The sequence below is a fragment of the Streptoverticillium olivoreticuli subsp. olivoreticuli genome (assembly GCF_003391135.1).
Taxonomy (GTDB): domain Bacteria; phylum Actinomycetota; class Actinomycetes; order Streptomycetales; family Streptomycetaceae; genus Streptomyces; species Streptomyces blastmyceticus.
In genome coordinates, this window is the sequence record NZ_CP031455.1 from 3,686,130 (window position 1) to 3,710,155 (window position 24,026).

Annotated in this window: 23 protein-coding genes and 3 tRNA genes; 14 read left to right on the forward strand and 12 right to left on the reverse strand. The window is 71.9% G+C overall.

Annotation, left to right across the window (positions count from 1 at the left end; genetic code table 11):
• Positions 1 to 124: 124 nt before the first annotated feature.
• The 8 genes from DXZ73_RS15985 to DXZ73_RS16020 all read left to right on the forward strand — a co-directional run bounded on the left by DXZ73_RS15985 (position 125) and on the right by DXZ73_RS16020 (position 5,675).
• Positions 125 to 985 (forward strand): hypothetical protein, encoded by an 861-nt coding sequence (locus tag DXZ73_RS15985; protein ID WP_162890217.1) that lies wholly within the window; start codon positions 125 to 127, stop codon positions 983 to 985.
• 215 nt (positions 986 to 1,200) lie between these two features.
• Positions 1,201 to 1,416, forward strand: coding sequence for a hypothetical protein (locus DXZ73_RS15990; RefSeq protein ID WP_116211673.1), 216 nt, complete (start codon positions 1,201 to 1,203; stop codon positions 1,414 to 1,416).
• 225 nt (positions 1,417 to 1,641) lie between these two features.
• Positions 1,642 to 2,715 (forward strand): N-6 DNA methylase, encoded by a 1,074-nt coding sequence (locus DXZ73_RS15995; RefSeq protein ID WP_116211674.1) that lies wholly within the window; start codon positions 1,642 to 1,644, stop codon positions 2,713 to 2,715.
• A gap of 184 nt (positions 2,716 to 2,899) precedes the next feature.
• Complete coding sequence (locus DXZ73_RS16000; protein WP_116211675.1) at positions 2,900 to 3,256, forward strand: hypothetical protein; 357 nt, start codon at positions 2,900 to 2,902, stop codon at positions 3,254 to 3,256.
• Between the two features lie 63 nt (positions 3,257 to 3,319).
• The gene (locus DXZ73_RS16005; protein WP_116211676.1) at positions 3,320 to 3,985 is read left to right on the forward strand and encodes a hypothetical protein; all 666 of its coding nucleotides are present in this window, start codon (positions 3,320 to 3,322) and stop codon (positions 3,983 to 3,985) included.
• Between the two features lie 57 nt (positions 3,986 to 4,042).
• The gene (locus DXZ73_RS16010; RefSeq protein ID WP_116211677.1) at positions 4,043 to 4,390 is read left to right on the forward strand and encodes a hypothetical protein; all 348 of its coding nucleotides are present in this window, start codon (positions 4,043 to 4,045) and stop codon (positions 4,388 to 4,390) included.
• Positions 4,391 to 4,459: 69 nt separating this feature from the next.
• The gene (locus DXZ73_RS16015) at positions 4,460 to 5,278 is read left to right on the forward strand and encodes a YgjP-like metallopeptidase domain-containing protein (protein ID WP_116211678.1); all 819 of its coding nucleotides are present in this window, start codon (positions 4,460 to 4,462) and stop codon (positions 5,276 to 5,278) included.
• Positions 5,279 to 5,330: 52 nt separating this feature from the next.
• Positions 5,331 to 5,675, forward strand: coding sequence for a hypothetical protein (locus DXZ73_RS16020; protein WP_116211679.1), 345 nt, complete (start codon positions 5,331 to 5,333; stop codon positions 5,673 to 5,675).
• A 126-nt stretch (positions 5,676 to 5,801) separates the two neighbouring features.
• Here the strand turns inward: DXZ73_RS16020 and DXZ73_RS16025 are convergent, their stop codons facing one another.
• On the reverse strand, positions 5,802 to 5,990 hold the full coding sequence (locus DXZ73_RS16025) for a helix-turn-helix transcriptional regulator (RefSeq protein ID WP_116215647.1): 189 nt from the start codon (positions 5,988 to 5,990) through the stop codon (positions 5,802 to 5,804).
• Between the two features lie 172 nt (positions 5,991 to 6,162).
• On the opposite strand from DXZ73_RS16025, the gene DXZ73_RS16030 reads away from it, so the two are divergent.
• Positions 6,163 to 7,746, forward strand: coding sequence for a tyrosine-type recombinase/integrase (locus DXZ73_RS16030; RefSeq protein WP_162890218.1), 1,584 nt, complete (start codon positions 6,163 to 6,165; stop codon positions 7,744 to 7,746).
• Between the two features lie 127 nt (positions 7,747 to 7,873).
• Here DXZ73_RS16030 and DXZ73_RS16035 read toward each other — a convergent pair.
• The 3 genes from DXZ73_RS16035 to DXZ73_RS16045 all read right to left on the reverse strand — a co-directional run bounded on the left by DXZ73_RS16035 (position 7,874) and on the right by DXZ73_RS16045 (position 8,277).
• Positions 7,874 to 7,947: transfer RNA gene (locus tag DXZ73_RS16035), tRNA-Ile, on the reverse strand.
• A gap of 176 nt (positions 7,948 to 8,123) precedes the next feature.
• A tRNA-Asn gene (locus tag DXZ73_RS16040) sits at positions 8,124 to 8,199 on the reverse strand.
• A 5-nt stretch (positions 8,200 to 8,204) separates the two neighbouring features.
• A tRNA-Asn gene (locus DXZ73_RS16045) sits at positions 8,205 to 8,277 on the reverse strand.
• Positions 8,278 to 8,486: 209 nt separating this feature from the next.
• On the opposite strand from DXZ73_RS16045, the gene DXZ73_RS16050 reads away from it, so the two are divergent.
• On the forward strand, positions 8,487 to 8,774 hold the full coding sequence (locus DXZ73_RS16050; RefSeq protein WP_116211681.1) for a YtxH domain-containing protein: 288 nt from the start codon (positions 8,487 to 8,489) through the stop codon (positions 8,772 to 8,774).
• Positions 8,775 to 8,816: 42 nt separating this feature from the next.
• The gene (locus DXZ73_RS16055) at positions 8,817 to 10,244 is read left to right on the forward strand and encodes an FGGY family carbohydrate kinase (RefSeq protein WP_116211682.1); all 1,428 of its coding nucleotides are present in this window, start codon (positions 8,817 to 8,819) and stop codon (positions 10,242 to 10,244) included.
• Positions 10,245 to 10,280: 36 nt separating this feature from the next.
• Here DXZ73_RS16055 and DXZ73_RS16060 read toward each other — a convergent pair whose 3' ends face one another.
• From DXZ73_RS16060 to DXZ73_RS16075, 4 genes are all read right to left on the reverse strand, one after another.
• Positions 10,281 to 11,483, reverse strand: coding sequence for an RNA polymerase sigma factor (locus DXZ73_RS16060; RefSeq protein ID WP_116211683.1), 1,203 nt, complete (start codon positions 11,481 to 11,483; stop codon positions 10,281 to 10,283).
• A 222-nt stretch (positions 11,484 to 11,705) separates the two neighbouring features.
• Positions 11,706 to 13,610 carry a DNA primase gene (gene dnaG, locus DXZ73_RS16065; protein ID WP_116211684.1) on the reverse strand — a complete coding sequence of 635 codons (1,905 nt, stop codon included), beginning with the start codon at positions 13,608 to 13,610 and terminating at the stop codon, positions 11,706 to 11,708.
• Positions 13,611 to 13,661: 51 nt separating this feature from the next.
• On the reverse strand, positions 13,662 to 14,927 hold the full coding sequence (locus tag DXZ73_RS16070; protein WP_116211685.1) for an NAD(P)/FAD-dependent oxidoreductase: 1,266 nt from the start codon (positions 14,925 to 14,927) through the stop codon (positions 13,662 to 13,664).
• A gap of 165 nt (positions 14,928 to 15,092) precedes the next feature.
• Complete coding sequence (locus DXZ73_RS16075; protein WP_116211686.1) at positions 15,093 to 16,418, reverse strand: deoxyguanosinetriphosphate triphosphohydrolase; 1,326 nt, start codon at positions 16,416 to 16,418, stop codon at positions 15,093 to 15,095.
• A 139-nt stretch (positions 16,419 to 16,557) separates the two neighbouring features.
• Here DXZ73_RS16075 and DXZ73_RS16080 point away from each other — a divergent pair, with 139 nt between their 5' ends.
• Positions 16,558 to 17,244, forward strand: a complete 687-nt coding sequence (locus DXZ73_RS16080; RefSeq protein WP_116215648.1) for a SanA/YdcF family protein — start codon at positions 16,558 to 16,560, stop codon at positions 17,242 to 17,244.
• Positions 17,245 to 17,251: 7 nt separating this feature from the next.
• Here DXZ73_RS16080 and DXZ73_RS16085 read toward each other — a convergent pair whose 3' ends face one another.
• The 3 genes from DXZ73_RS16085 to DXZ73_RS16095 form a co-directional block, all read right to left on the reverse strand.
• A complete protein-coding gene (locus DXZ73_RS16085; RefSeq protein WP_240351367.1) occupies positions 17,252 to 18,202 on the reverse strand; it encodes a trypsin-like serine peptidase in 951 nt (316 codons plus the stop codon).
• A 164-nt stretch (positions 18,203 to 18,366) separates the two neighbouring features.
• Positions 18,367 to 19,155 carry a sulfite exporter TauE/SafE family protein gene (locus DXZ73_RS16090; RefSeq protein ID WP_205519174.1) on the reverse strand — a complete coding sequence of 263 codons (789 nt, stop codon included), beginning with the start codon at positions 19,153 to 19,155 and terminating at the stop codon, positions 18,367 to 18,369.
• 364 nt (positions 19,156 to 19,519) lie between these two features.
• Complete coding sequence (locus DXZ73_RS16095; RefSeq protein WP_116211688.1) at positions 19,520 to 20,173, reverse strand: hypothetical protein; 654 nt, start codon at positions 20,171 to 20,173, stop codon at positions 19,520 to 19,522.
• A 139-nt stretch (positions 20,174 to 20,312) separates the two neighbouring features.
• On the opposite strand from DXZ73_RS16095, the gene DXZ73_RS16100 reads away from it, so the two are divergent.
• Positions 20,313 to 21,230 carry an oxidoreductase gene (locus DXZ73_RS16100; protein WP_240351368.1) on the forward strand — a complete coding sequence of 306 codons (918 nt, stop codon included), beginning with the start codon at positions 20,313 to 20,315 and terminating at the stop codon, positions 21,228 to 21,230.
• 3 nt (positions 21,231 to 21,233) lie between these two features.
• Here the strand turns inward: DXZ73_RS16100 and DXZ73_RS16105 are convergent, their stop codons facing one another.
• On the reverse strand, positions 21,234 to 21,839 hold the full coding sequence (locus tag DXZ73_RS16105; protein WP_240351369.1) for a hypothetical protein: 606 nt from the start codon (positions 21,837 to 21,839) through the stop codon (positions 21,234 to 21,236).
• A gap of 223 nt (positions 21,840 to 22,062) precedes the next feature.
• Here DXZ73_RS16105 and DXZ73_RS16110 point away from each other — a divergent pair, with 223 nt between their 5' ends.
• A complete protein-coding gene (locus DXZ73_RS16110) occupies positions 22,063 to 23,967 on the forward strand; it encodes an APC family permease (RefSeq protein ID WP_116211690.1) in 1,905 nt (634 codons plus the stop codon).
• The last annotated feature ends 59 nt before the right edge of the window (positions 23,968 to 24,026 follow it).

Here is a 24,026-nt window from a genome sequence, read left to right on the forward strand (position 1 = left end):
GGCCGCCCCTCTCCTTGGAGAACCTTCGATGACATCACTTCCCCCAAACACGCCCAAGCCCGAGGATGCCGCGCTGCGCGTGGCCACCGAAGTCGCGACGCTGCGTGTTCGCAAGCAGCTGCCCATGGCTGCTCTACTCCTCGGCGACGGCCAGCACTTCGTCCAGTCCGAGTGGTCCAACTACAACGAGCCTGAGCCCCCTTTGCGGGTGTGGCCCCGACGCGATGCCCTGCTGGAGGTGGCGACGGTCCTTGCCCACGGCCAGCCCGTGGAGAAGTGCGGCCCGCTCGTGATCTACCGAGGCGGCCCGGCCTGGGCGCCGCGCAGGATCGAGTGGGCCCCGAAGTCCCCCAGCCCGACGGTGGGCTACTTCCCCCGCCAGGGCAGCCTCGGACCGATCACTCGTGCCGCGCTGCGCGCGCTCCTTGATGCCGGGCTCACCCCTGCACAGTGGGGTGTGCAACTGGGGCCGGACATGTACGCGGTGGAGCAGCACGGCTTCGCGGTCGGCGGGGAGTCGACGCACCGGTGGGGCAGCATCGACATCGACTTCATCGGGCTGGCCATGGCCGAGCAGCACGCCCTGATACCGGGGGTGCTCACGGCCGCCGGCTGGTCGGTCATGACCGACGGCCCGGACAACCGTGGCGCGTGGATAGCCGTTCCGCCCGGCCAGGAAGGCGTACCGGGGGTGGTGGTCCAGGCCCGCGCGGAGCTGCTGCACCGGGGCTTGTGGGAGCCGGTCGATCACCGCATGGGGTTCAAGGTGTCCGCGGGCAAGGAAGAGGACCAGGTCCTGGTCGAGGCCGCCTTCGCCGACGGGCGGGGACTGATCGACGACTGCACGTTCGACGAGTCCCAGGTGCGCCGGAACCACATCTCTGACCTGCTGCACCGCTACCAGGTGGCCCTGGGGTCCGCCGGCTGGACGGCGCTCGACGTCGGCTCCAGCCACGCGGTCTTCCGGGCGCCTCAGCTGGAGTGAGTCCGCGCCCCAGGGCGCTCTTCGGGTACGGCGAGAGGCGCCGCCGGACTTAATCCTCGGCCGAGGCCGCCGACGTTCGCAACGACCCAAGGCTTATGACCACGGGGGGTGTTGACGATTACGCAGAGTTGACACCCCCCATAAAGGTACTAGAATATTGGTAACGGAGAGGGGAGCCCCTCACCTGCAAACCCTGATCGAAAAGAGCACCCGCCATGACTGACGCCACCGACACCGCCAGCCAGCCCCTGACCGTCCGCATCACCGGCCGCAGACTGAAGGCAGCCCTCCGCGTCGGCCCCACCGAGATCCACACCTTCGACATCGTCGCGGTCAACCAGATTGACGGCGCAGTCTGGTTCACCCTGGACGGCCCCGACGGCGCGCCCCTCGACGGGCAGACCGCCGACGCCCTCGGTATGGGCTTCTAGCCCGTCATACCCACCGGCCACACCTGGCCCGTGATCATGCGGGTACGGGGGTAGGGGCGCAGCAGTCGACTGCGCCCCTACCCCCGCGCCAGCCCCGGCCGCCGCAACACGGCGGACCAAGACCTCACACAGGCAGCCCCATCCGCGCCTGATCCCCTACCTGTCCCGCGGCCCACGGGGCGGGGCGAAGCATGCCCACCACCCACCACGGAGAGTGATGCGAGAATGACTCAGCTCGATCTGTTCGCCAGCATCGACACCCCCGACGAGCCGCCCCGCCCCAAGGCGGCGAAGATCCCCGCCACGTTCGCCAACCGCAAGCCCGCCGCCGCGCCCCCGGCCCCGGCCGCCAAGCCCGCTGCCGCGCCCACACCCACCGCTTCGGTCCGCGCGCTGCGCCCCCGCCTGCCGAAGAACCCCCACGAGACGGCTCTGCGCCTCGCCGAGGCCGTCTCCTCCGCCTGGCACACACAGCACGGCGGCACCGCTATCGAGGTACCCATCGGCATCGTCGCCGCCCTCGCCCTCATCCGCCCCAAAGACCCCAAGGGCCCGGACCTCGCCCGGCAGATCCTCAACCAGGACGACGACCAACTGATCAAGATGTACCGCGAGATATGGGCCGGTCACTGGATACAGCGGCCCGACCTCATCGACCGCGCCCGCATCCTCCACGAATGGGTCAACGACGACGAGCACGACAAGCACCGCTTGTACGTCACCCGTGTCGTCACCCAGGCTGCGCTACGGAACGGGATCTTCGACCTGACCGGCCACGGCGACCCCTACTTCCGCGCCGCGACCGACGTGCTGTCACCCGTCATGGCTCTCACCCGCTCTGCCGGCGCGCAGAAGGGGCTGGGCGAGTACCACACCCCCTGGCACGTGGGCGAGATGATCGGCCACGTCGTCATGGCAGAAGCCGGCTTCATCACGAAGGACCCGAAGCCGGGAGACCACATCCACGACCCGGCGTGCGGCAGCGGCGGCCTCCTGCGCGCAGCCGCGCAAGGCCTGCGCGAACGCGGCGGCGACCCGGCATCCATGCGCTGGTCGGGCGTCGACATCGACCCGATCGCCGCCGCCTGTACGGCCGTCAACGCGATCATCTGGGGTCTCGGCCCCCGTGTAACTGTCGCCTGTGCCGACACCCTCACCCGCCCTGACGCCGTCGAGGAGGCCATGGCTGAAGCACGCGCCGTCATCGAGCACCGCGACCAGCTCTTCGGCCGAGCCGCTGTGATCGGCGCAGTGCGCAAGGCCCAGCGCCTCTTCGACCAGGTGGTGGCGGCAGCGTGAGGGCCGTCAGCCACGGCGGCGTGCAGTCGTCCTCACCCGCACGGCCCGCCCCCTGTGCGAGGCCATCACCCGAGCCCAGGACGAACTTCCCATCGATGTCGGCTGTAACTCCGGCTGATGCATGACCTGATCGGTCGCCGCCACGTCACCACACCCCCTTCTCTACCGAAAGGCCAGCTTCGCCATGCCCGCAACCACCGTCCTGCGCATCGCCGTCGACGGCACCCTTACCGAACTTGACATCACCGGCTACCCGGGACAGCAGGCCAAAATCCTCGCCCGCTCCCTGCTCGACGCCCCCGAAGTCATCACCTACATCCACCACCCCAAGGGCTGCCTCGCTGTCATCGGCGGCAAGAACCGCGCCCGCTCTCTGCCCAACTTCCACGCCGGCATCGCGCTGGAAGATCTGTCGACCGAATTCCACGACGTGATGGGCGCAGTCGTCTTCACCGGCTACCGCCACTACGGCGACCTCACCGAACTCCCGGACGACGCCGCCGCCCACATACGCGGCATCTGCCCCCGCAGTACCAACTGACCCATTGCCGCCGTGGGGCAGCACCCATCCGCCGCCCCACTCCAACTGGTGAAAGCCCCGCTCATGACCATCGACTACAGCCGCACCGCCATCCGGAAAATCCTCGAAGCCATCAACCACCCTCTTCGGCAGTACGACCTCTTGCTGCGCCTCCACTGGGCCGCTGGAGCGGACCCGGCCACCTACCGGACGGTGCGCGACATCCCCATCTCCCCGGACTCCAGCGAGTTCCACGCGACGTTGAGCGCCATGCGCGCCGACGGAGAGCTGGTGCTGCTACCCAGCACCGAATGGCGCCGCATCCTCGGCCACCGCTACAACCCGCAGCTCCGAAGCGGCACCTCGTACGGCGGCAACTACTGGTACGCCACCCGCGCCCAGTACGACCGATGGCTGCTCGAATCCGAGCATCGTGCCCAGCGTCTCGCCCAGATCCAGGCCCGCCTCGACGCCGACGGTGACGGCGACGTGCCGACCGTCACCGTGGCCCGCGACGACCTCACCCTTCTCCTCGACCTGGCCCTCCAGGACACACCGTCGCCCAGTTCCCCGTCCGAGTCCGAGCGTCCCGCACCGCAGCACCCCGAAGGCATGACGCCCCGTCGGATCGCGGAGATCCGCAACACAGCCGCCTCGGAGTTCCGCGACTGGGAATGGGCCGATGCCGTCATCGACGAACTCCTCGACGAAATCGAACGCCGCAGCTCCTCCAGCACGAGCAACAGCTGACCTCACGGCCTCCGAACCCGACCACCTCACCCACGCCGTACCGCATCCGGAGAAACCGTGCAGCACAGCGAACCGGCAACGACGCCCTTCGTCATCACCAACCCCCTGCCCGACCCTCTAGCCGCCAGCAAGCTCCAGGTGGGCGACACCTTCGCCTTCCCCGAGGACCCGACCCCACTCACCGTGCTCAGCGCACGAGCCGACAGCCACTTCAACGGGTTTCTGCTCCTCCGCGTCGACGGCTCCGACCTGCCCTTGTGCATACGCGAGACGGAAGACGTCCGGCCGCTGCGCATGCCACGAACCTTCCACCTGCCCTGCGTCCTGTGCGGCGAGGTGACCCGCTCCGATCTCGACCTCGCCACCAACGGGGAACCGCGACTCCTCGTCTGCGCCCGGCACTGACCACCCCTGAGCCGGCGGGGCCGCTGCTCCCAGCGGCCCCGCCCTCCATGCCTGCTTCAAGGATCCCAGATGACCGCTCCTGCAACAGAGCGCCGCATAGCCGCGAACAGCTTCACCTTCACCCTGCGCACCACCAACCGCGCCACCTTCGGCATCACCATCAGCCACACCGGAGAGGTCGTGGTCCGCGGCCCCCACGGCACCTCCGACGCGCAGGCCATCGGCCTCGTACACCGACGCCGGGAATGGATCTACCGCCAGCTGAAACACTTCAAGGAGACTGCCCCCGACAGCCACGTCAAGGAGCTGATCGGCGGCACCGGGTTCACTGTCCTCGGCCACGGACACCGGCTGCGCATAGTCGCCGACGCGGAGCAGGACCGGGCCGTCGTGCAGCACCGGTGGAGCGGGAGAGGGCCGTGGCTCCACATGCGCAGCACCACGGCCCGCAGCGTTGAGGCAGCCCGCGAAGAGCTCGTCGCCTTCTACGCGCGTACCGGCCAGGAGTGGCTGGACGCACACACCCCGTCCATCACCCGGCAAACAGCGGCCCCCGACCTGCCGGTGAAGATGTCCACGCGCATGCGCACGAAATGGGCGTACCTCCACCCGGACCGTGGGCTCGCCCTCCACTGGGCCAGCGCCCAGCTGTCCACGGTCTACATCCGCGAACTGATCCACCGCACGCTCAGCCTGCACAGCGTCACGCACAACCACCTGTACGAGCGGGCCCTTCGCACCCTGTGGCTGGGCGACCTCCAGCCGCACCGCGCCCTCACCCCGACCACACAGCCGTGCCGGGCATGCGGCGCGACCGCCAACACCTTCCACGCCGAGAACTGCTCGCCGGCCCGGGGCGCCTGCACCGGTCGCCATGGCCTCGGCTGAATCCGCCGCCCCACCCACCCCACCGCTCCCACGCCCTTACCGAGGAGAACCCGTGACCGACACCACCACCGCCGGACAGCAGCTGATCGACGCCCTCAAGCAAGCAGGTCACGAAGTCGACACCGAAGCCTGGCCCGGCTCCGGCTGCCACGTCGTCACCGTCTCCCTCGGGAACGCCGCCCAGATCTGGGTGAGTGACCATGACTGCGATATCCGACACCAGCCCACCGCGCACCGCGGATGGCTCGCCTGCTACTACCCGGACATCGAAGACACCTGGAACTTCAAGGAGCTCTTCGGCAGCGACTCCACCGACTTCGAGGCCGATACAGCCGCCGTCGTCAGCGCCATCACCGACTTCGCCAAGGCCCGGGCCCGGGCAAGCGACCGCTCCTGACGGCGGCTGAGAAGTCGGGTAGCCCGGAGAGATCGCCCCTCCGGGCTACCCGGCCTCCCCGCACAACCCCGCGCGTGTGGGGGAACGGCGAACCATCGCCCCATCACACCCCGGGCCAGCAACAGCTCAGGCCCCAAGGACATCCCACAGCGAAGCCGTCGACACCTTCGTCGAACCGCCCAGCGGCAGGGTCCGCACCGGAAACGTGCCCTCCTTGATCAGCCGGTACGCCGTGGTCCGCCCGATGCCCAGGGCCCGCGCGGCGGTCACCACGCTCACCAACGGCGGCAGCGCCCGAAGCTCTTCCCACGACATCGCAGCGCCCTCGTGCGCGGCCTCAACAACAGAAGCGGCAGATGTACCCATAGGTGGTCAAACCAATCTCCCCGCGCCACCTGACCGAAAGAATACGGCCACAGGCGGAAAATCACGCTCGATACCGAAAGATCAGGCAGGACCCGGCACACCTGGAACACGTGGGGAGTCCATGCCCGAGATCAGCTACTACCGGCGGTGCACCTGCAGAGCGCCCAAGCTCAACGCCGACGGCAACCCGATCCTCAAGGACGACGGGAAACCCCGTCTCAGAGAACTCGGGGCAAGCTGCCCTGACCTGACAAAGAAGAACCACGGCTCCTGGTACTTCTTCCTAGAACTCGAACCCGATGCCAGCGGCGAACGCCGCCGCGTACGCCGAGGCGGCCACCGCACCAAGGGTGACGCCGAGAAGGCAGCGGACAAGATCGTCAAGGACGCCGACCAAGGCGTCGACGTGCTCTCCAACGAGACCGTCGGCGACTTCCTGGCCCGCTGGCTCAAGAGCAAGAGGAGCCTCGCCCGCACCACCTCCAAGGGCTATCAGGAGCACATAGACCTCTACCTGATCCCGCACCTGGGCCGATACCGCCTCCGGGATCTGCGCACCCATCACATCGACCAGATGTACGACGCCATCCAGAAGGAGAACGCCGAACGCCTCCTCCACCACGCCCGCGTCGAAGAAGCCAAGCTCGAATGCGCGGCCAAGAAGCAGTCCTGGCAGACCTGCATGCGCAACACCCGCCCGGGCTCCGAGGTACGCCAGAAGGCCCGACGCGCCTTCCTGGACGCCAACGCCGCCCTGAAGGCCGCCCGCAAGGGCCTGCGGAAGATCACCAGCGCGGCCACCCTGCACTCGATCAACCGCACCCTGTCCTCCGCACTCGGGCATGCGGTCAAGCGCCAGCTCGTCACCCGCAACTGGGCGGCCCTCGTCGAGCTACCGCCGGCAAAGCGCCCCAAGGCCCTGGTGTGGACCGACGAGCGCGTACAGCGGTGGCTCCAGACCGGCGAGCGGCCCTCCCCGGTCATGGTCTGGACCCCGGAGCAGACCGGGCGCTTCCTCGACCTCATGGTCCCCGACCGGCTCTACCCGCTCTGGCACATCTTCGTCTTCCTCGGCCTTCGCCGCGGCGAGGCATGCGCTCTCACCTGGTCCGAGATCGACCTGGACAACGGCTGGCTGCGCGTCTCGGCACAGATCGTCGAAGTGGCGTACCGCATATACGCGGAGACGCCGAAGGCCGACAGTGTCCGCTCCATCCGGCTCAGCGAGGAGGCCGTGGAGGTCCTTCGCGAGTGGCGAGCCGAGCAGGAGCGCGAGCGGGCCGCCATGGAGGCCGCAGGCGCCTGGGCCGAGACCGGGTTCGTCTTCACCCAGGAGAACGGCGAAGGGTTCCATCCGGATTGGCTCAGCCGCCGCTTCAAGCGCCTGGTCGAGGTCTACGAGCTGCCGCCCGTCCGCCTGCACGATCTGCGCCACGGCTCGGCCACCCTGGCTCTCATCGGCGGCGCCGACATCAAGGTGGTCCAGGAGCGCCTGGGGCACTCCTCGCGACAGATCACGTCGGACACGTACACGAGCGTCGTTCCGCAGCTCATGCGCGCGGAAGCCGAAGCCACCGTCGCCGTCGTGCCCCGTGCCGCGAAGGCCACGAAGCCCACAGCTCAGGAAGGCTCCCCGAAGGAGGCTCCGGCACCGGTTTCGTCCCCGCAGCCCGTCCCCGCAGAGCACGTTCTGGCAGCTGCCTAGCCCTTCGTCCCCGCTTCGTCCCCGCACAGCCCTGACCAGGGCAAATAGAAGGGCCACCACGATCTCGTGGTGGCCCTTCTTAGCACAAACACGCAGGTCAGAACGTTTCTGCACCTGAGCCGCAAAGTGGGGCGGGTGGGACTCGAACCCACGGCCGACGGATTATGAGTCCGCTGCTCTAACCGGCTGAGCTACCGCCCCGTTCACGGCGCGTCGCGCACATCTGTGCGCGCCGTCTGCCGCAGCATAGCCGCTCATACGATCTGCTGCCCTGGTGGGGCCTTATTGCGTGACCGACCTGACCATGAGGACTTCGATCACGCCGGGTTGGTTCCCACCGGACGCAAAAAAGGACCCCGGATGGGGTCCTGATCTGTTGGCTCCCCCGACTGGACTCGAACCAGTAACCTGCCGATTAACAGTCGGCTGCTCTGCCAATTGAGCTACAGGGGATCGCGCTCCCCCGACTGGACTCGAACCAGTAACCTGCCGATTAACAGTCGGCTGCTCTGCCAATTGAGCTACAGGGGATTGCTGCGTGTGCCTCGAATGCTCTGCCGTCCGGTCTTCCGGGCGGCGTGCGCTCGCTGCGACACATACATTAGCGCAAGCAGGGGGGTGCTCCGCCAATCGGTACCTCGGGAGTGACCTTCGCACCCGGCGGGTAGGCGCGGAGCACAGCCCGGCGGCCCCCGCGGAGCGCGTGGGGCGCGAGGGATCCGAGGGAAGGGTGGAGCGCGATGCGCTACCGGCTGACGTTCATGATCGGGGCTGCCGTCGGGTACGTGCTCGGCGCACGGGCCGGCCGCGAGCGGTATGAACAGCTGCGCAAGGGGGCACAGCGGGTGGCCCAGAACCCCGCGGTCCGCAATACGGCGGAGTCCGCCGCGCAGAACGGCCGGGCCATGGCCGCCAAGGCGTTCGACAGGGTGGGCGAGCGGCTGCCGGGGTCCATCAGCGACCGGGTCCGCTCGCTGCGCGAGCGCGGCCAGGGCGGCGAGGACGACTGGGGCACCAGCAACACCTGACCGGATGACGGCCGGAGCACGACCGTTTGGCATCATCACCGCATGGGCATAGTCGCCGGTTTGGACAGTTCCACCGAGAGCACACGGATCGTCGTCTGCGACGCGGAGACGGGTGCCGTGCTCCGTCAGGGGTACGCACCGCACCCCTCGTCCCCCGAGGGTGATCCACAGGCGTGGCTGATGTCGCTCGGCGACGCCGCCGCCGGCGGGCTGCTGGAGGGCGTGCAGGCGATCGGCGTCTCCGCGCAGCAGCAGGGACTGATCGCGCTGGACGCGGGCGGTGTACTCGTCCGGCCCGCGCTGCTCGGCAACGACAAGCGGATGCAGGCCTCGGCGGCCGATCTGACGGACGCGCTCGGCGGCCGCGCCGCGTGGGCGCAGGCCGTCGGTTCGGTGCCGCAGCCCGGTCAGGTGCTGGCGAAGCTGCGCTGGCTGGCGCGCAACGAACCGGAGTCGGCGACGCGGACTGCCGCAGTGCTCCAGCCGCACGACTGGCTGGTCTGGCAGCTGCTGGGCCGGCCGCAGCGGCGGACGACGGACCGCGGGGACGCCTCCGGCACGGGCTGCTGGTCGGCGGCGACCGGGTCCTGGCGGCCGGACCTCGCGGAGCTGGCGCTGGGCCACCCGGTGACGCTGCCGGACGTGCTCGCCCCCGCGCAACCCGCCGGGCACACCCCCGAGGGGCTGCTGATCTCGGCGGGCACGGGCGAGACGATGGCCGCCGCCTTCGGGCTCGGCGTCGGCCCCGGCGACGCGGTGATCTCCCTGGGCGCCTCGGGCTCGGTCTTCGCCGTGCACCACGAGGCCCTCATCGACCCCACGGGCACCATCACCTCCTTCGCGGACGCGACGGGCATGCACCTGCCGGTGGTGCACACCCTCAACGCGGTCCGGGTGCTGCGCGGCACCGCCGAACTGCTGGGCACCGACCTGGCGGGCCTGTCCGAGCTGGCGCTGCGGTCCTCGCCCGGGTCGTACGGGCTGGTGCTGCTCCCCTATCTGGAGGGCGAGCGCACCCCGCACCTGCCGCACACCGCGGGAAGCCTGACCGGGCTGCGCCGGGAGAGCATGAAGCCGGAGCACCTGGCGCGGGCCGCGTTCGAGGGGATGCTCTGCGGGCTCACGGACGCCCTCGACGTGCTGCGGACGCGCGGGGTGCAGGTGCGGCGGGTGTTCCTGCTGGGCGCCGCGGCCGAGCTGCCCGCCGTGCAGGCGATCGCGCCGGCGCTGTTCGGCGCGCAGGTCGTCGTCCCGCAGCCCGCGGACTACGCGGCGCTGGGCGCGGCCCGGCAGGCGGCCTGGGCGCTGGGTGTCCAGCACGGCACGCTGTCGCCGCAGCAGCCTCCGCTGTGGCCCGCGGCGGCCAGCCAGGTGTTCGAGGCCACGGGCGAGGAGGTGCCGGTGGGGCAGGCGGTGCGGCAGCAGTACGTGACCGTGCGCGAGCAGTCCCACCCCGGGGCGTTCCAGTAGGGGATCCGTCGCCCGGACCTCGCGGCCTCGGGCGGCTCAGTCCAGATAGCCGCGGAGCTGGTCCGCGAAGGCGTGGTCGCGGAGCTTGTTGAGGGTCTTGGACTCGATCTGGCGGATGCGTTCGCGGGTGACGCCGAAGATCCGGCCGATCTCCTCCAGGGTGCGGGGGCGGCCGTCGGCCAGCCCGTACCGCAGTTGCACGACCTTGCGCTCGCGCTCGCCGAGGGTCGACAGGACGGCTTCCAGGTGCTCGCGCAGCAGCAGGAAGGCGGCCGATTCCACGGGTGAGGCCGCGTCGCCGTCCTCTATGAGGTCGCCGAGGGCCACGTCGTCCTCCTCGCCGACGGGCGCGTGCAGCGACACGGGCTCCTGGGCGAGGCGCAGCACCTCGCTGACCCGCTCCTGGGTGAGGTCGAGCTGGGCCGCGACCTCCTCGGCGGTGGGTTCGTAGCCGCGCTCCTGGAGCATGCGGCGCTGGACGCGGACGACGCGGTTGATCAGCTCGACGACGTGGACGGGGACGCGGATCGTGCGCGCCTGGTCCGCGAGCGCCCGGGACATGGCCTGCCGGATCCACCAGGTCGCGTACGTCGAGAACTTGTAGCCCCGGGCGTAGTCGAATTTCTCAACTGCCCTGATCAGGCCCAGGTTTCCCTCCTGCACCAGGTCGAGCATGGTGAGGCCGCGGCCGATGTAGCGCTTGGCCACGGAGACGACGAGCCGCAGGTTGGCCTCGATCAGACGGCGCTTGGCCATCCGGCCGAGGACCACCAAGCGGTCGAGGTCCAGGGCGAGTTGGGAGTCGAGGTCGGGGGTGCTGCCCAGTTTCTCCTCGGCGAAGAGACCGGCTTCGACGCAGCGGGCCAGGTCCACCTCCTCGGCCGCGGACAGGAGCGGGATCCGGCCGATCTCGCGGAGGTACTGGCGGAAGAGGTCGGAGGAGGGGCCGCCGGTGTCGGCGCGGGAGGTGTCGGTGTGCGGTGCTTCGTCGGCGGCCTCGTCACCGCGGGACGTCCCGGTGCGCGCGGTGCCGCGCGCGTCCGGTGGCGGTCCCGGTTCCGGGCCGGGTGCGGGGGACGCCTCGTCGGAGAGGCTCTCACAGCCGGGCGGCTCGGCCTGCTGGGGCACGGCCGGGGCCGGCTCCGCCGGAGGCAGGGTCGGTGTCTGGGGCCGGGTCGGGGTCCGGGTCTGCACGGGGGCGACCTCCAAGGTGATCGCTGCCGGTTCGGGGGGTGGCATGCGACGGAGGGGCGGCAGCGGCCGGGCCGCCGTCCGTCCCGTGGTTCAAGGGCGACTTCGCGGAGGTTTCCGGGTCCCTGCGACCGGACCAGGCACCGCCCACCAGTGTGGGGTACGACACAGGTCCGCCACGAGGGGCTTGCGGGCACTTTCTGAGTCCACTCCGTGACCGGGGGTTACCGGCGGGTGTCGGGCACCGCCCGGGGGCGAAGCCCGGGAGCGCTACAGCGCAGCGGCGCCGCGGTCCTTCAGCGCCCTGCCGTACTGCTCCAGCACCCACAACTCGTTCTGCACGGCGGCCAGATGGTCCGGCGCGGCCTGTGCGCCCAGGCGGACGAGGCTGCCCTGGACCTCCTTGACGCGCCGCTCCACGGCCCGCAGGCGGACCTGGACCAGCTGCATCCCGGCGTAGATCTCGTCCACGCTCTTGTGGCGGATCGCCTCGACGGCCAGCTCGGTGACCAGCGAGCGGACGGTGTCGTCGGGTGCCGCGTCGCGGACGCGGGTGAGGTAGTCGGCGGGGGCGTCGGTGACGCCGCCCGCCTGCTCGATGGCGCAGCGGACGGCCACGTACGGCGCGGCGGTGAACTCGTCCTCGCCGTAGGCGTCGAAGGCGGGGGCGACGAGCTCGGGCCGCTGGAGGGCGAGCTTGAGCAGCTCGCGCTCGGTGAGCTGGGCGGGGCTGCGGAGGTTGAGGGCGGGGCCGCGTGCGCCCCGGGGGGCCGGCGGCTGGGGTGCGGCGGCCGTGGGGCCGCCGCGGTGCGTGCGCCCCTGGTCGGGGCGGTTGCCGCGCTCGCGGGCCCAGCGGGCGAGCTGGCCCACGCGCATGACGACGAACTGGGTGTCGAGGATGCCCAGCAGCCCGGCGAGGCGGACCGCGTACTGGTGGCGGATGGAGCTGTCCTTGATGCCCGCGACGATCGGCGCGGCCTCCTCCAGGGCGGCGGCCTGGCCCTCGGGGGTGTCGACCTCGTGCCGCTTGACCACGGAGCGGATCGCGAACTCGAAGAGCGGGGTGCTGTCGTCGACGAGCTGGCGCACGGCCTCGTCGCCCCGGTCCAGGCGCAGCTCGCAGGGGTCCATGCCGCCGGGGCTGACGGCGATGTTGGTGCCCGCGGCGAACTTCTGGTCGTCCTCGAAGGCGCGCAGGGCGGCGCGCTGGCCCGCGGCGTCGCCGTCGAAGGTGAAGATGACCTTCGAGCGGGAGTTGTCCATCAGCAGCCTGCGGAGGATCTTGACGTGGTCGGCCGCGAAGGCGGTGCCGCAGGTGGCGATGGCGGTGGTGACCCCGGCGAGGTGGCAGGCCATGACGTCGGTGTAGCCCTCGACGACGACGGCGCGGCTGGTCTTGGCGATGTCCTTCTTGGCGAGGTCGATGCCGTAGAGGACGTGCGACTTGCGGTAGAGGGGGGTCTCGGGGGTGTTGAGGTACTTCGGGCCGTTGTCGTCGTCGCGGAGCTTGCGGGCGCCGAAGCCGATGACCTCGCCGGTGATGTCGCGGATGGGCCACATCAGGCGGCCGCGGAACCGGTCGATGGGCCGGCCGTTGCGGCTGTCCTGGGCGAGGCCGGAGAGGATCAGCTCCTTGTCGCTGAAGCCCTTGCCGCGCAGGAAGCGGGTGAGGTGGTCCCAGCCGGCCGGGCTGTAGCCGACGCCGAAGTGCTGGGCGGCGGCCTGGTCGAAGCCGCGCCCGGCGAGGAAGGCCCGGCCGATCTCGGCCTCGGGGCCGTCGAGCTGGTCGGCGTAGAACTTCGCGGCGTGCTTGTGGGCCTCGACGAGGCGGATGCGCTCGCCCTGCTGGCGGCCCGGGGTGTAGCCGCCCTCCTCGTAGCGCAGGGTGATGCCCGCCAGGCCGGCGAGCCGCTCGATGGTCTCGGCGAAGGAGAGGTGGTCGATCTTCATGACGAAGTCGACGGTGTCCCCGCCCTCCTGGCAGCCGAAGCAGTAGAAGAGCCCCTTGGCGGGGCTGACCTGGAAGGACGGGGACTTCTCGTCGTGGAAGGGGCACAGACCCTTGAGATTGCCGCCGCCGGCGTTGCGGAGCTGGAGGTATTCGGACACGACGGAGTCGATCGGGACCGCGTCCCGAACCGCCTTCACGTCGTCATCGTTGATCCGTCCTGCCACACGTGAATTCTACGGCCGGGCACCGGCGCTCCCGCCCAGGGCCGACGGTCCTCACGTGGTGATCAGCGAATCCAGCGGCACACCGGGGTCGGCCAGGGCGTCGGCGTCGAGGCGGGTGCCGGAGCGGATGAGGGACTGGATCGTCCCGGTGACATCCCACACATTGACGTTCATGCCCGCCAGCAGGCGCCCCTCGGACAGCCAGAAGGCGATGAACTCGCGCTTGCCGACGTCTCCGCGGCAGACGACCTGGTCGTACGAGCCGGGCGGCGCGTAGCCGGAGTACTCCAGGCCGACGTCGTACTGGTCGGAGAAGAAATAGGGCACCCGGTCGTACGAGACCTCCTGCCCGAGCATGGCGCGGGCGGCGGCGGGGCCGCTGTTGAGGGCGTTGGCCCAGTGCTCGACGCGGAGCCGGGTGCCCAGCCACGGGTGCTCGGCGGCGGCGACGTCACCGGCGGCGAAGATGTGGGGGTCGGAGGTGCGCAGCGAGGCGTCGACGGCGATGCCCCCGCCGTCGGCGCGGTCGACGAGGGCGAGCCCCGCGGCCTCGGCGAGGGCGGTGCGCGGGGCGGCGCCGATGGCCGCGAGGACGTCGTGGGCGGGGTGCTCCTCGCCGTCGTCGGTGCGGGCGGCGAGCACCATGCCGTCTTGCCCGGCGATCTCGGTGAGCCGGGCGCCGAAGTGGAAGCGGACGCCGTGCTCGCTGTGCAGGTCGGTGAAGAGCTGGCCGAGCTCGGGGCCGAGGACGGTGTGCAGCGGCGTGGGCTCGGACTCGACGACGGTCACCTCGGCACCGTAGCCCCGGGCGGCGGCGGCGACCTCCAGGCCGATCCAGCCCGCTCCGGCGATGACGAGGTGGCCGTTGTCGCGGCCGAGGGAGGCGAGGACGCCGCGCAGCCGCTCGGCGTGGGCGAGGCGGCGCAGGTGGTGGACGCCGGCGAGACCGGTGCCGGGAATGTCCAGGCGGCGGGGCTCGGCGCCGGTGGCCAGCAGCAGCCGGTCGTAGTGGATGCGGGTGCCGTCGCCGAGGCGCACGGACCTGTTCTCGCGGTCGAGGTGGACGGCGGGCTGGCCGAGGTGGAGTTCGATGTCGGCCTGGGCGTACCAGGCGGGCTCGTGGACGAAGACGCTGTCGCGGTCGTCCTGGCCCGTGAGATACCCCTTGGAGAGCGGGGGCCGCTCATAGGGGTGGTCACGTTCGTCGCAGATGAGGATCACCCGGCCGGTGAAGCCCTCCGAGCGGAGGGTCTCGGCCGCCTTCGCCCCGGCCAGGCCCCCTCCGACGATGACGAACGTCTGGTGTGCGTCGACCACTTGCTGCCTCCTCGCTGCCACGCAGTGCGTCTGCGCTACCGCCCCCGGTCGAAAACGCCCGTGCAGAGGGTCCCGCACGGAGTGTGCCGCCGGAAGAGGGACTACCCCGGACGGGTCAGTACCCGCATGGTGCGGGGGAAGTGCTCGGATTCTGTGGACATTCGGTCACCCTTTTGCCACAGTCCCCGCCACAGTGAGCCGGGCGCGCAGGGTGCGCGCGGAGGCGTCGGTGAGGGCGGCGATCTGGTCGACGACGGCGCGCAGCCGCCCGGCGTCGTCGTGGGCCGCGGCGAACAGCGTGCGGAACTGCGGGTCGAGACCGTCGGGCGCGCGGGCGACGAGCGCCTCCGCGAGCTCGGCGATGACGACGCGCTGGTCGGCGCGGAGCTTCTCCTGGTCCGGGCGCTGTATCACGAAGCGGTCGGCGACGGCCTTGAGGACGGCGCACTCCAACCGGGTCTCCCGGGGGACGACGAGCTCCGCGCGGTAGCGGGTCAGCGCGCCCGGGCGGTGCCCCCACGCGGCGCGGGTGGCGCTCTCGGCGGCGAGGCAGAACCGGCCGATGAGCTGGCTGGTGGCGTCCTTGAGGCGGGCCTGGGCGACGGCTGAGCCGTCGTAGCCGTGCGGCCACCACTCCTGTTCGAGCAGCCGGTCGAGGGCCTCCGCGAGCTCCTCGGGCGCGGCGCCCGGGGCGTAGCGGCCGGCGGCGACGGCGAAGACCTCGTGCCGCTCGGGCCCGGCGAGGAGCACGTTCGGGTCGAGGTGGCCCGCGTGCAGGCCGTCCTCCACGTCGTGGACGGAATACGCCACGTCGTCGGACCAGTCCATGATCTGGGCCTCGAAGCTCGCTCTGCCCTCGGGGGCGCCCTGCCGCAGCCAGGTGAAGACGGGGACGTCGTCCGGATACACCCCGAATTTGCGGGAGCCCGCGTCCGTGGGGTGCCCGCCGCGCGGCCAGGGGTATTTGGTGGCCGCGTCGAGGGCGGCCCGGGTGAGGTTGAGGCCGACGCTGCACAGCTCCCCGTCGCGGGGGACGAAGCGCTTGGGTTCGAGGCGGGTGAGCAGGCGCAGCGACTGGGCGTTGCCCTCGAAGCCCCCGCAGGGCTCGGCGAATTCGTTGAGCGCCTGCTCGCCGTTGTGCCCGAACGGCGGGTGGCCGAGGTCGTGGGCCAGGCAGGCGACCTCCACCAGGTCGGGGTCGCAGCCGAGCGCGGCGCCCAGCTCCCGGCCCACCTGGGCGCACTCCAGGGAGTGCGTGAGGCGCGTGCGCGGGCTGGCGTCCCAGGCCTGGCCGCTGACCCCGGGGGTGACGACCTGGGTCTTCCCGGCGAGGCGGCGCAGCGCGGCGGAGTGCAGGACGCGCGCCCGGTCGCGCTGGAAGGCGGTGCGCCCCGGGCGTTTGTCGGGCTCGGGCGCCCAGCGCTCCAGGTCCGACGCTTCGTATCCGGCGATGCCGGGCTGTTCCTTCGCCATCCGTGCTGAGCCGTTCATACCCCCGACGGTAACCGCCGGGTGTGACAGCAGCGATGGAGCGAGGTCCGGCGGCGGGCGTTCCGGCCGTGCCCGGCCACCGGCGGGAACCGGCCGGGCCCCGGTGGCGTTGATCCATGTCGACGGAAAGGTGCTCGACATGGGGCTGAGGGGCCGGCTGCGGCTGCCGCGCACGACGGCGGGGCGGCGCCGTGCGCTGTGGGCGGTGGTGGCGGGCTGCCTGCTCGCGCTGGCCCCGGTCACCTGGGTGTACGCCTCGGCGACGCCCCGGGTGCGGGACGCCGGCAGCGTGCCGGATGCGCCGGTGGCCATGGTCTTCGGCGCGGGGCTGCGGGACGGCGAGCCGTCCCCGTATCTGGCGCACCGCCTCGACGCGGCGGTCGAGCTGTACCGCGCGGGCAAGGTCCGGGTGGTGCTGGTCACCGGTGACAACAGCCGCACGGAGTACGACGAGCCGGACGCGATGCGCGGCTATCTGACGGAGCGGGGCGTGCCGGACAGCCGCGTCGTCAGCGACTTCGCGGGCTTCGACACCTGGGACTCGTGCACGCGCGCGGTGCGGATCTTCGGGGTGCGCAAGGCCGTGCTGATCAGCCAGGGCTTCCACATCCGGCGGGCGCTGGCGCTGTGCGGGGCGGCGGGCATCGACGCGTACGGCGTCGGCGCGACGGCCGACGCGCACGACGTGACCTGGTACGCGGGCGGGGCCCGCGAGGTCTTCGCCTCGGGCAAGGCGGCGCTGGAGGCGCTGGTGCGTCCCGGTCCGCGCTTCCTGGGACCGCGGGAGCCGGGGCCGGCGCGCGCGTTGGCCTCCGAGGGCCGTTGACCGGCCGCTAACCGCGGCTGGGCTCGCGGTTGTTTATGGCGTCGAGGTAGAGCTTGAAGATCTCGTCGTCGTTGACCGGGCTGTACGAGATCTGCGAGCTCGCGTCCCCGTCGGGACCGCCGCCGTTGAGCCCGCCGAGCACCCCCACCAGGTCCCCGGTCTTCGTCTTCTCGTCGAAGTGCACCAGCCAGGGGCTGCCCGACGTGCCGGAGAAGAAGCCGTCGCACCGCATCTTCAGCTGTCTGCGGTCGTCCAGGCGGCTCGTCATGGCCGTGCAGCGGATCGCCTGGTCTGCGGGGTCGTCGTCGGCGTCGGGGTAGCCGATGACGGTGACGCGGTTGGTGTAACCGGGCGTACGGACGAGCCGGTTGGCGCCGGTGACCCGCTCCAGCTGGCGGCCGATGCTGTCGGGCTTGACCGTGGCGAACGCGAAGTCCAGGTCGGAGCCTTCACCGCTGTCGGTGCGCCGCGGGTCGACGAAGGTGCGGTCCACCGCCCAGACGCCGTACGGCTGCTTGGCCGCGCCCGTGCGGTAGTCCGGCACGAAGGCGGCTTCGTCGCCGAACGAGCAGTGCCCGGCGGTGATGATGAGGTTGCCCTTGGGGCTGTGCACCACGCTCGCCGTGCAGTGGTGGTCCTTCATGTCCTCGCCGACGTAGAACAGCACGCCGACCGCGGGCACCCCGTCGAAGTGCCGGGCGCTGCCGCTGATCTGCTGGGCCGCGGAGTCGGTGTCCCGGCCGGAGTCGCGGTCGGAGCCGCTCTCCGACGACGCCGACATCCGTGCGGGCCCCCAGAACCGCCGGGCCTCCTCGCTGGACCAGCTGCCGTCCCTGGCGTGCCCGCCGGCGCCCTTGGGCACCGCCGCCGCCAGCGTGACGACATAGAGCCCCGCGAGCACGGCCCGGACCCACCGGGCCCGGCGCCACCGGGAGAAACGCACGTGCACCCCCACCACGTCAGGAAGGTAGTCGACAGGCTAACCGCATCCGCCGTTTTCCGGCCCGCGCCAGACTTATTTTCGTACAGCCGAATGACACACGATCGGGCATAAGGCCAGCGTACGAGCGACCTGTGAGCCCCGTTCGGAGGTACCTCCCGGCGTGCCGCGCACCCCCGCCGTCACCCGCCCCACTGGTCGTAGCCCAGCTTGCAGACGAGGGACACCACGACGACGACCAGCACCACCCGCACGAACCCGCTCCCCCGCTTCAGCGCCATCCGGGCGCCCACCGCGCCGCCGGCGAGGTTGAAGAGGGCCATGGGGGCGGCCAGTTGCCAGATCACCGACCCCTGGAGCGAGAACGTCACCAGCGCGCCCACATTGGTGCAGACATTGACGATCTTCGCCGTGCCGGAGGCGGTCACCAGGTCCATATGGAGCATCCCGACCAGCGCGAGGACCAGGAACGTGCCGGTGCCCGGGCCTATGAGCCCGTCGTAGAAGCCGATGCCCAGACCCGCCACCAGGATCGCGGTCAGCACCCTGCGGCGCGTCACCGGCGCCTTCGACGCCTGCGCCGCCACCCCGAAGGTGGGGCGCAGCAGCACGAAGGCGAGCACCGCCAGGAGGATGGCCATGATCAGGGGGCGCAGCACGGCGCTGTTGATGCCGGACGCGAAGAAGGCGCCCGCCAGCGAGCCGCCGAGGGCGGCGAGGCCGATCCGCAGGGCCGTACGGAGGTCCAGCGCGGCACGGCGCGCGTAGGCGACGGCGGCGGCGGTCGTGCCGCAGATGGCGACGGCCTTGTTGGTGCCGAGGACGTGGGCGGGGGCGACCTGGGGCAGCCCGACGAGCAGGGCGGGCAGCTGGATGAGACCGCCGCCGCCGACCACCGCGTCGACCCAGCCGGCTGCGGCTGCGGCGAGACAGAGCAGAAGCAGCGTCGTCAGCGACATGTCAGGGGTCACGGTGCGGATGCTACGGGGCGGGCAACTCGGTTACGGTGCCGGGTCGGTGACGGCCTGTGGTCGCTTACCGGGGGGCTGGTTCGCCTGCGGCGGGCTTTGTTCCCCTATCCCGCCCCTTCCCGGCTGTGTCGATTTGCGGCTCCGCCGCGTGGGGGGCTCGTGCCCCAGACCCCGAAGCACGCTTCGCGCGCTGTCCTCAATCGCCGGACGGGCTGAAATCAGCCCGTCCGGCGATTGAGGACGCGCCCGCAGGGCGCCCCCGCCGCAGGCGGCAATGGACCCGCGGCCGGGGGTCTGGGGCACGAGCCCCAGTTCGGGAAGGGGCGGGGCTGGGGAAAAAGCCCGCCGCAGGCGCCCCGAGCCCTCAAGCCGACAGAGGAGCGCCGTGCCAGCGCCAGGCCCCGGATCGGGGAAGGTCCGGGAGATCCGCCCGGCCCGTCGCCCACAGCAGCGTGCGCCAAGGGTCGTGAGACGCCGGCGCCTCGGGGAAGAGCCGGCCGAGCACCCGCCCGCACATGCCCGCCGGCGGCTGCCACGCGACGCCGAGCCCCTCCGCCAGGTCGTGCACATGGACCAGCGTCTCCACGACCCCCATCGCGGCGAAGCCCTCCGGGTCCGCGACGCCCCAGGAGTGGTAGGCGCGGACCTCCGGCCCCCTCGTGCGCACGACCGCCGCCAGCAGCCCGGCGCCCGACTCCAGCGTCTCCAGCAGCCCGGCCACCCCTGCCGTGCGGTCCGCGAAGACCGCGTTGCCCGGGCCGCCCGGCCGCGCCGCGGCGAACCGCCACGGCACATAGCGGTCCAAGGGGGGCGTCGGGGGCGCCAGTTGGGCGGCGTAGGCGAAGAGGTCGTCGGTGAGGTGCTCGACCGTCTCCCAGCAGTCCCACTCCAGGGTGCCCGCCGGGGCGTCCCAGGCGGTGTCGGGAGCCGTGCGCAGGGCGACGAGGGCCAGCCGTACGGCCTCCTCCACGTCATCGGCGGTGACAGGGGCTCTGGACGGTTCCCGGGTTGCGATCATGGCGCGACCGTACCAACGGCCGCCGACGGCCCACCGGGCGGTCCGCCGTACGCCGCCCGGCCGAATGACGGGGCCCAGCGCACCGCCGTCGCCTACGCTGGGGGCTCCCCAGAGGCTCCCCAGCGGAGGAACGGTGGACGTGGACGGCTGGAGCGCGAGCGACATCCCCGACCAGAGCGGCCGCACGGCCGTGGTGACCGGCGCCAACAGCGGCATCGGCTACGTCACCGCCCGGGAGCTCGCCCGCCGGGGGGCGAGGGTGGTGCTGGCCTGCCGGGACGCGACGCGCGGCAAGACGGCCGAGGAGCGGATCCGGGCGGAGGCGCCCGGGGCGGACGTCCTGTTCGCCCCGCTGGACCTCGCGGACCTGGCGTCGGTGCGGGCCTTCGCCGCGGAGTTCCCGGACCGCAGGCTCGATCTGCTGATCAACAACGCCGGGGTGATGGCCCTCCCGGAGCGCAAGACGGTCGACGGCTTCGAGATGCAGTTCGGCACGAACCACCTGGGCCACTTCGCGCTGACCGGACTGCTCCTGCCCAGGCTGCGGGCGGCCGGGCGGGGCGCGCGGGTCGTCAGCGTCTCCAGTTGGCTGCACTTCCTGGGCACGGTCGACCCCCGCGACCCGAACATGGAGCACCGCTACCGCCGTTGGACCGCGTACGGCCGCTCCAAGAGCGCCAACCTGCTCTTCGTGCACGAGCTGTCCCGGCGGCTGGCGGCGGAGGGCTCGCCGGTGCTGGCCGCGGCCGCGCACCCCGGCTACGCGGCGACGAACCTCCAGACCAAGGGGGCGCTGATGGAGGAGCGGGCCTGGCTCGAGCGGCTGTTCGAGCTGCTCAACCGTGCGGTGGCGCAGAGCGCGGACGCCGGCGCGGTGCCCACGCTCTACGCGGCGACGGCGCCGGAGGTGGGACAGGACGACTTCTTCGGTCCGGGCGTCCCGAAGAAATCCCTGCGGGCGCCCTGGACGCGGGATTCCCGGGCCGGTGCGGGGCTCTGGGCGACGTCGGAGCGGCTGACGGGCGTCACGTACGCGTGGTCACGCCCTCGGGCGTGACGCTCACTCCAGGCCCGCCTCCCGGAGCAGCTCGCGTGCCACCTCCTCGTCCACGCGCCGTGCCACGCACGCCAAGGGGGTCGCCCCCTCACGGAGCAGCCCGACGGTGCGGGCGCGGCGGGCGCCCGTGTCGAGGTGGTGCCACAGGAGGGGGTTGGCGACGAGGACCTCGGGGTCCAGTTCGACACGGGCGCCGCCCGCGTCGCGCAGGATCAGCCGGGGGGTGATGCCGTCGGAGCGCCGGACCTGGGTGAGCAGGTCGGTCCGTACGCGCCGCTCGCGCAGCAGCCCGCGCGTGGCCAGCCAGCCCTCCCCCGCGGTGACCCGCTGCGGCATGAGCACCGCGAGGAGGAGGGCGCCGAGCGCCACCCAGCAGCCGCCGCGGAGCACGTCGAGGGCGCCGCGGGCGAGGTCGATGAGGGTGAGGGCGCCGGTGAGCGCCACGCCCGAGTACCACGCGGCCCGCGCCTCGCGCCGCCAGTTGCGGTCGTGGGCGAGGACCGCGCCGCCCGGCGGGGACACCGCCCGGGGTCCTTGCCGCTCGCGGCCGCCGCGGAGCCGCAGGGCGTGTCCACCACTTTGTACCCGCAAGGGCTGTCGCCGTCCCATGGTGGTGACGCTAGGACCGCCGGGCCGACGGGTCGTCAGGTGTTGACGCCACGCTGACGCCGGGCGGCCGAACCCTGACGGGTCGCTGACACCCCTTCCGCCCGGCTCGTCAAGAAAGCGTGAAGATCCCGCCGAACAGCGCCAAGAGACCGCCAAGACCGTGCGCGGCCGGTCGGAGCCGGGCGCACTCTGGCCGTCCCACGTCACGGAGGTACGACAAAAGATGTCCATGGTGGCCAATACGGACGAGCGCGCCGGGGCCGACGAGGAACCGCCCGATACCGGGGCCGCGCGCCCGTCCGAGGAGGACCGGCACCGGCTGACCGCCACCCAGGGCCTGGCCGCCCTGTCGCTCGACGCGATGGCGTCCGTCGCCTACGGGCCGGAGTCGATCGTGCTGGTGCTGGCGGCTGCGGGGGCGTACGGTCTCGGGTTCACGCTCCCGGTCACGCTCGCGATCGCGGCGCTGCTGGCCGTGCTCGTCGCCTCGTACCGGCAGGTCATCGCGGCCTTCCCGGACGGCGGCGGCTCGTACGCGGTCGCCAAGCGGCACCTGGGGCGGCGCACCAGCCTGGTCACCGCCGCCTCCCTGGTGCTGGACTACGTGCTGAACGTGGCGGTCTCCGTGACCGCCGGCGTCGCGGCCCTCACCTCCGCCTTCCCCTCCCTCTACGGCGACCGGCTGTGGATCTGCCTGGCCGTGCTGGCCCTGGTCACCGGCGTGAACCTGCGCGGCATCGTGGAGTCGGCCAAGTGGTTCATGGTGCCGACCGCGGTGTTCATCGGCTCGATCCTCGCGGTGGTCGTGGCGGGCCTGTTCCGGTCCGCGCCCGCGAGCACCGAGGCCGCCACGGGGCACGCGTCCGCGCTCGCCGACAACGCCACCTCGGTCGGCGCCCTGCTCCTGCTGAAGGCGTTCGCCGCGGGCTGCTCCGCGCTGACGGGCGTCGAGGCCGTCGCCAACGCCGTGCCGTCCTTCCGCGCCCCGCGCGCCAAGCGGGCCCAGCGCACGGAGGTCGCGCTCGGCGCGCTGCTGGGCGTGATGCTGATCGGCCTGTCCGTGCTCATCGGCCGCTTCCACCTCCAGCCGGTCGAGGGCGTCACCGTCCTCGCCCAGCTCGCGGACGCCTCGCTCGGCCACAACTGGGCCTTCTACGTGGTGCAGTTCGCGACCGTGGTGCTGCTGGCGCTGGCGGCGAACACCTCCTTCGGCGGGCTGCCCGTGCTGATGGGCCTGCTGGCCCGGGACAACTACCTGCCGCACGTCTTCGGCCTCAAGGCCGACCGCCAGGTGCACCGCCACGGCGTGCTGGCGCTGGCCGCCGTGTCCGCGCTGCTGCTGGGCTTCTCCGGTGGTGACGTCAACACCCTGGTGCCGCTCTTCGCGATCGGCGTCTTCGTCGGCTTCACGATCTGCCAGGTCGGCATGGTCCGGCACTGGCGGCAGGAACGTTCTCCCAAGTGGCGGGGCAAGGCGCTGCTCAACGGCTTCGGCGCGCTGCTCACCGGGGTCTCGGCCGTCGTCGTCACCGCGACGAAGTTCGAGGAGGGCGCGTGGCTGATCGTCCTCGCGCTGCCGCTGATGGTGCTGGCCTTCGAGGCGGTCCACCGCGCGTACGGGCGGATCGGCGACCGGCTGGGGCTGGGCCGGGTGCCGGAGGCGCCGCGCCGCTGCCACTCCCTGGTCGTCGTGCCGGTGTCCTCGCTGTCCCGGCTGACCAGCAAGGCCCTGACCGCCGCCGTGTCGCTCGGCGACGAGGTGGTGGCGGTGACCGTGGCCCAGCCCGACGCCGAGGGCCGGCGGGCCGCCGAGTCGCTGCGCCGCGACTGGGAGCTGTGGGACCCGGGCGTCGACCTGGTCGAACTGCCCGCCCCCACCCGGGCCCTGGGCGGCCCGATCGTCGCCTATGTGCGCGAGCTGTCCGACCGGCACCCCGACAACCGGGTCACGGTGCTGATCCCGGAGGTCGAGCCCGCACACGTGTGGCAGCGACTGCTGCAGAACCAGCGCGGCGCGGTCGTGGCCCACGCCGTCCGCCGCGACACCGACGCGGTGATCTGCCGCCTGCGCTTCCGCCTCGGCGCGGAGCCGCCCTCCGTGGCCGGAAAGAGCGCCACGCGGCGGTAACGCCTCTGTCGTAATCCCCCGCCATCGTTGATCGTTGAGCCGTACGGTCACGGCCGGCA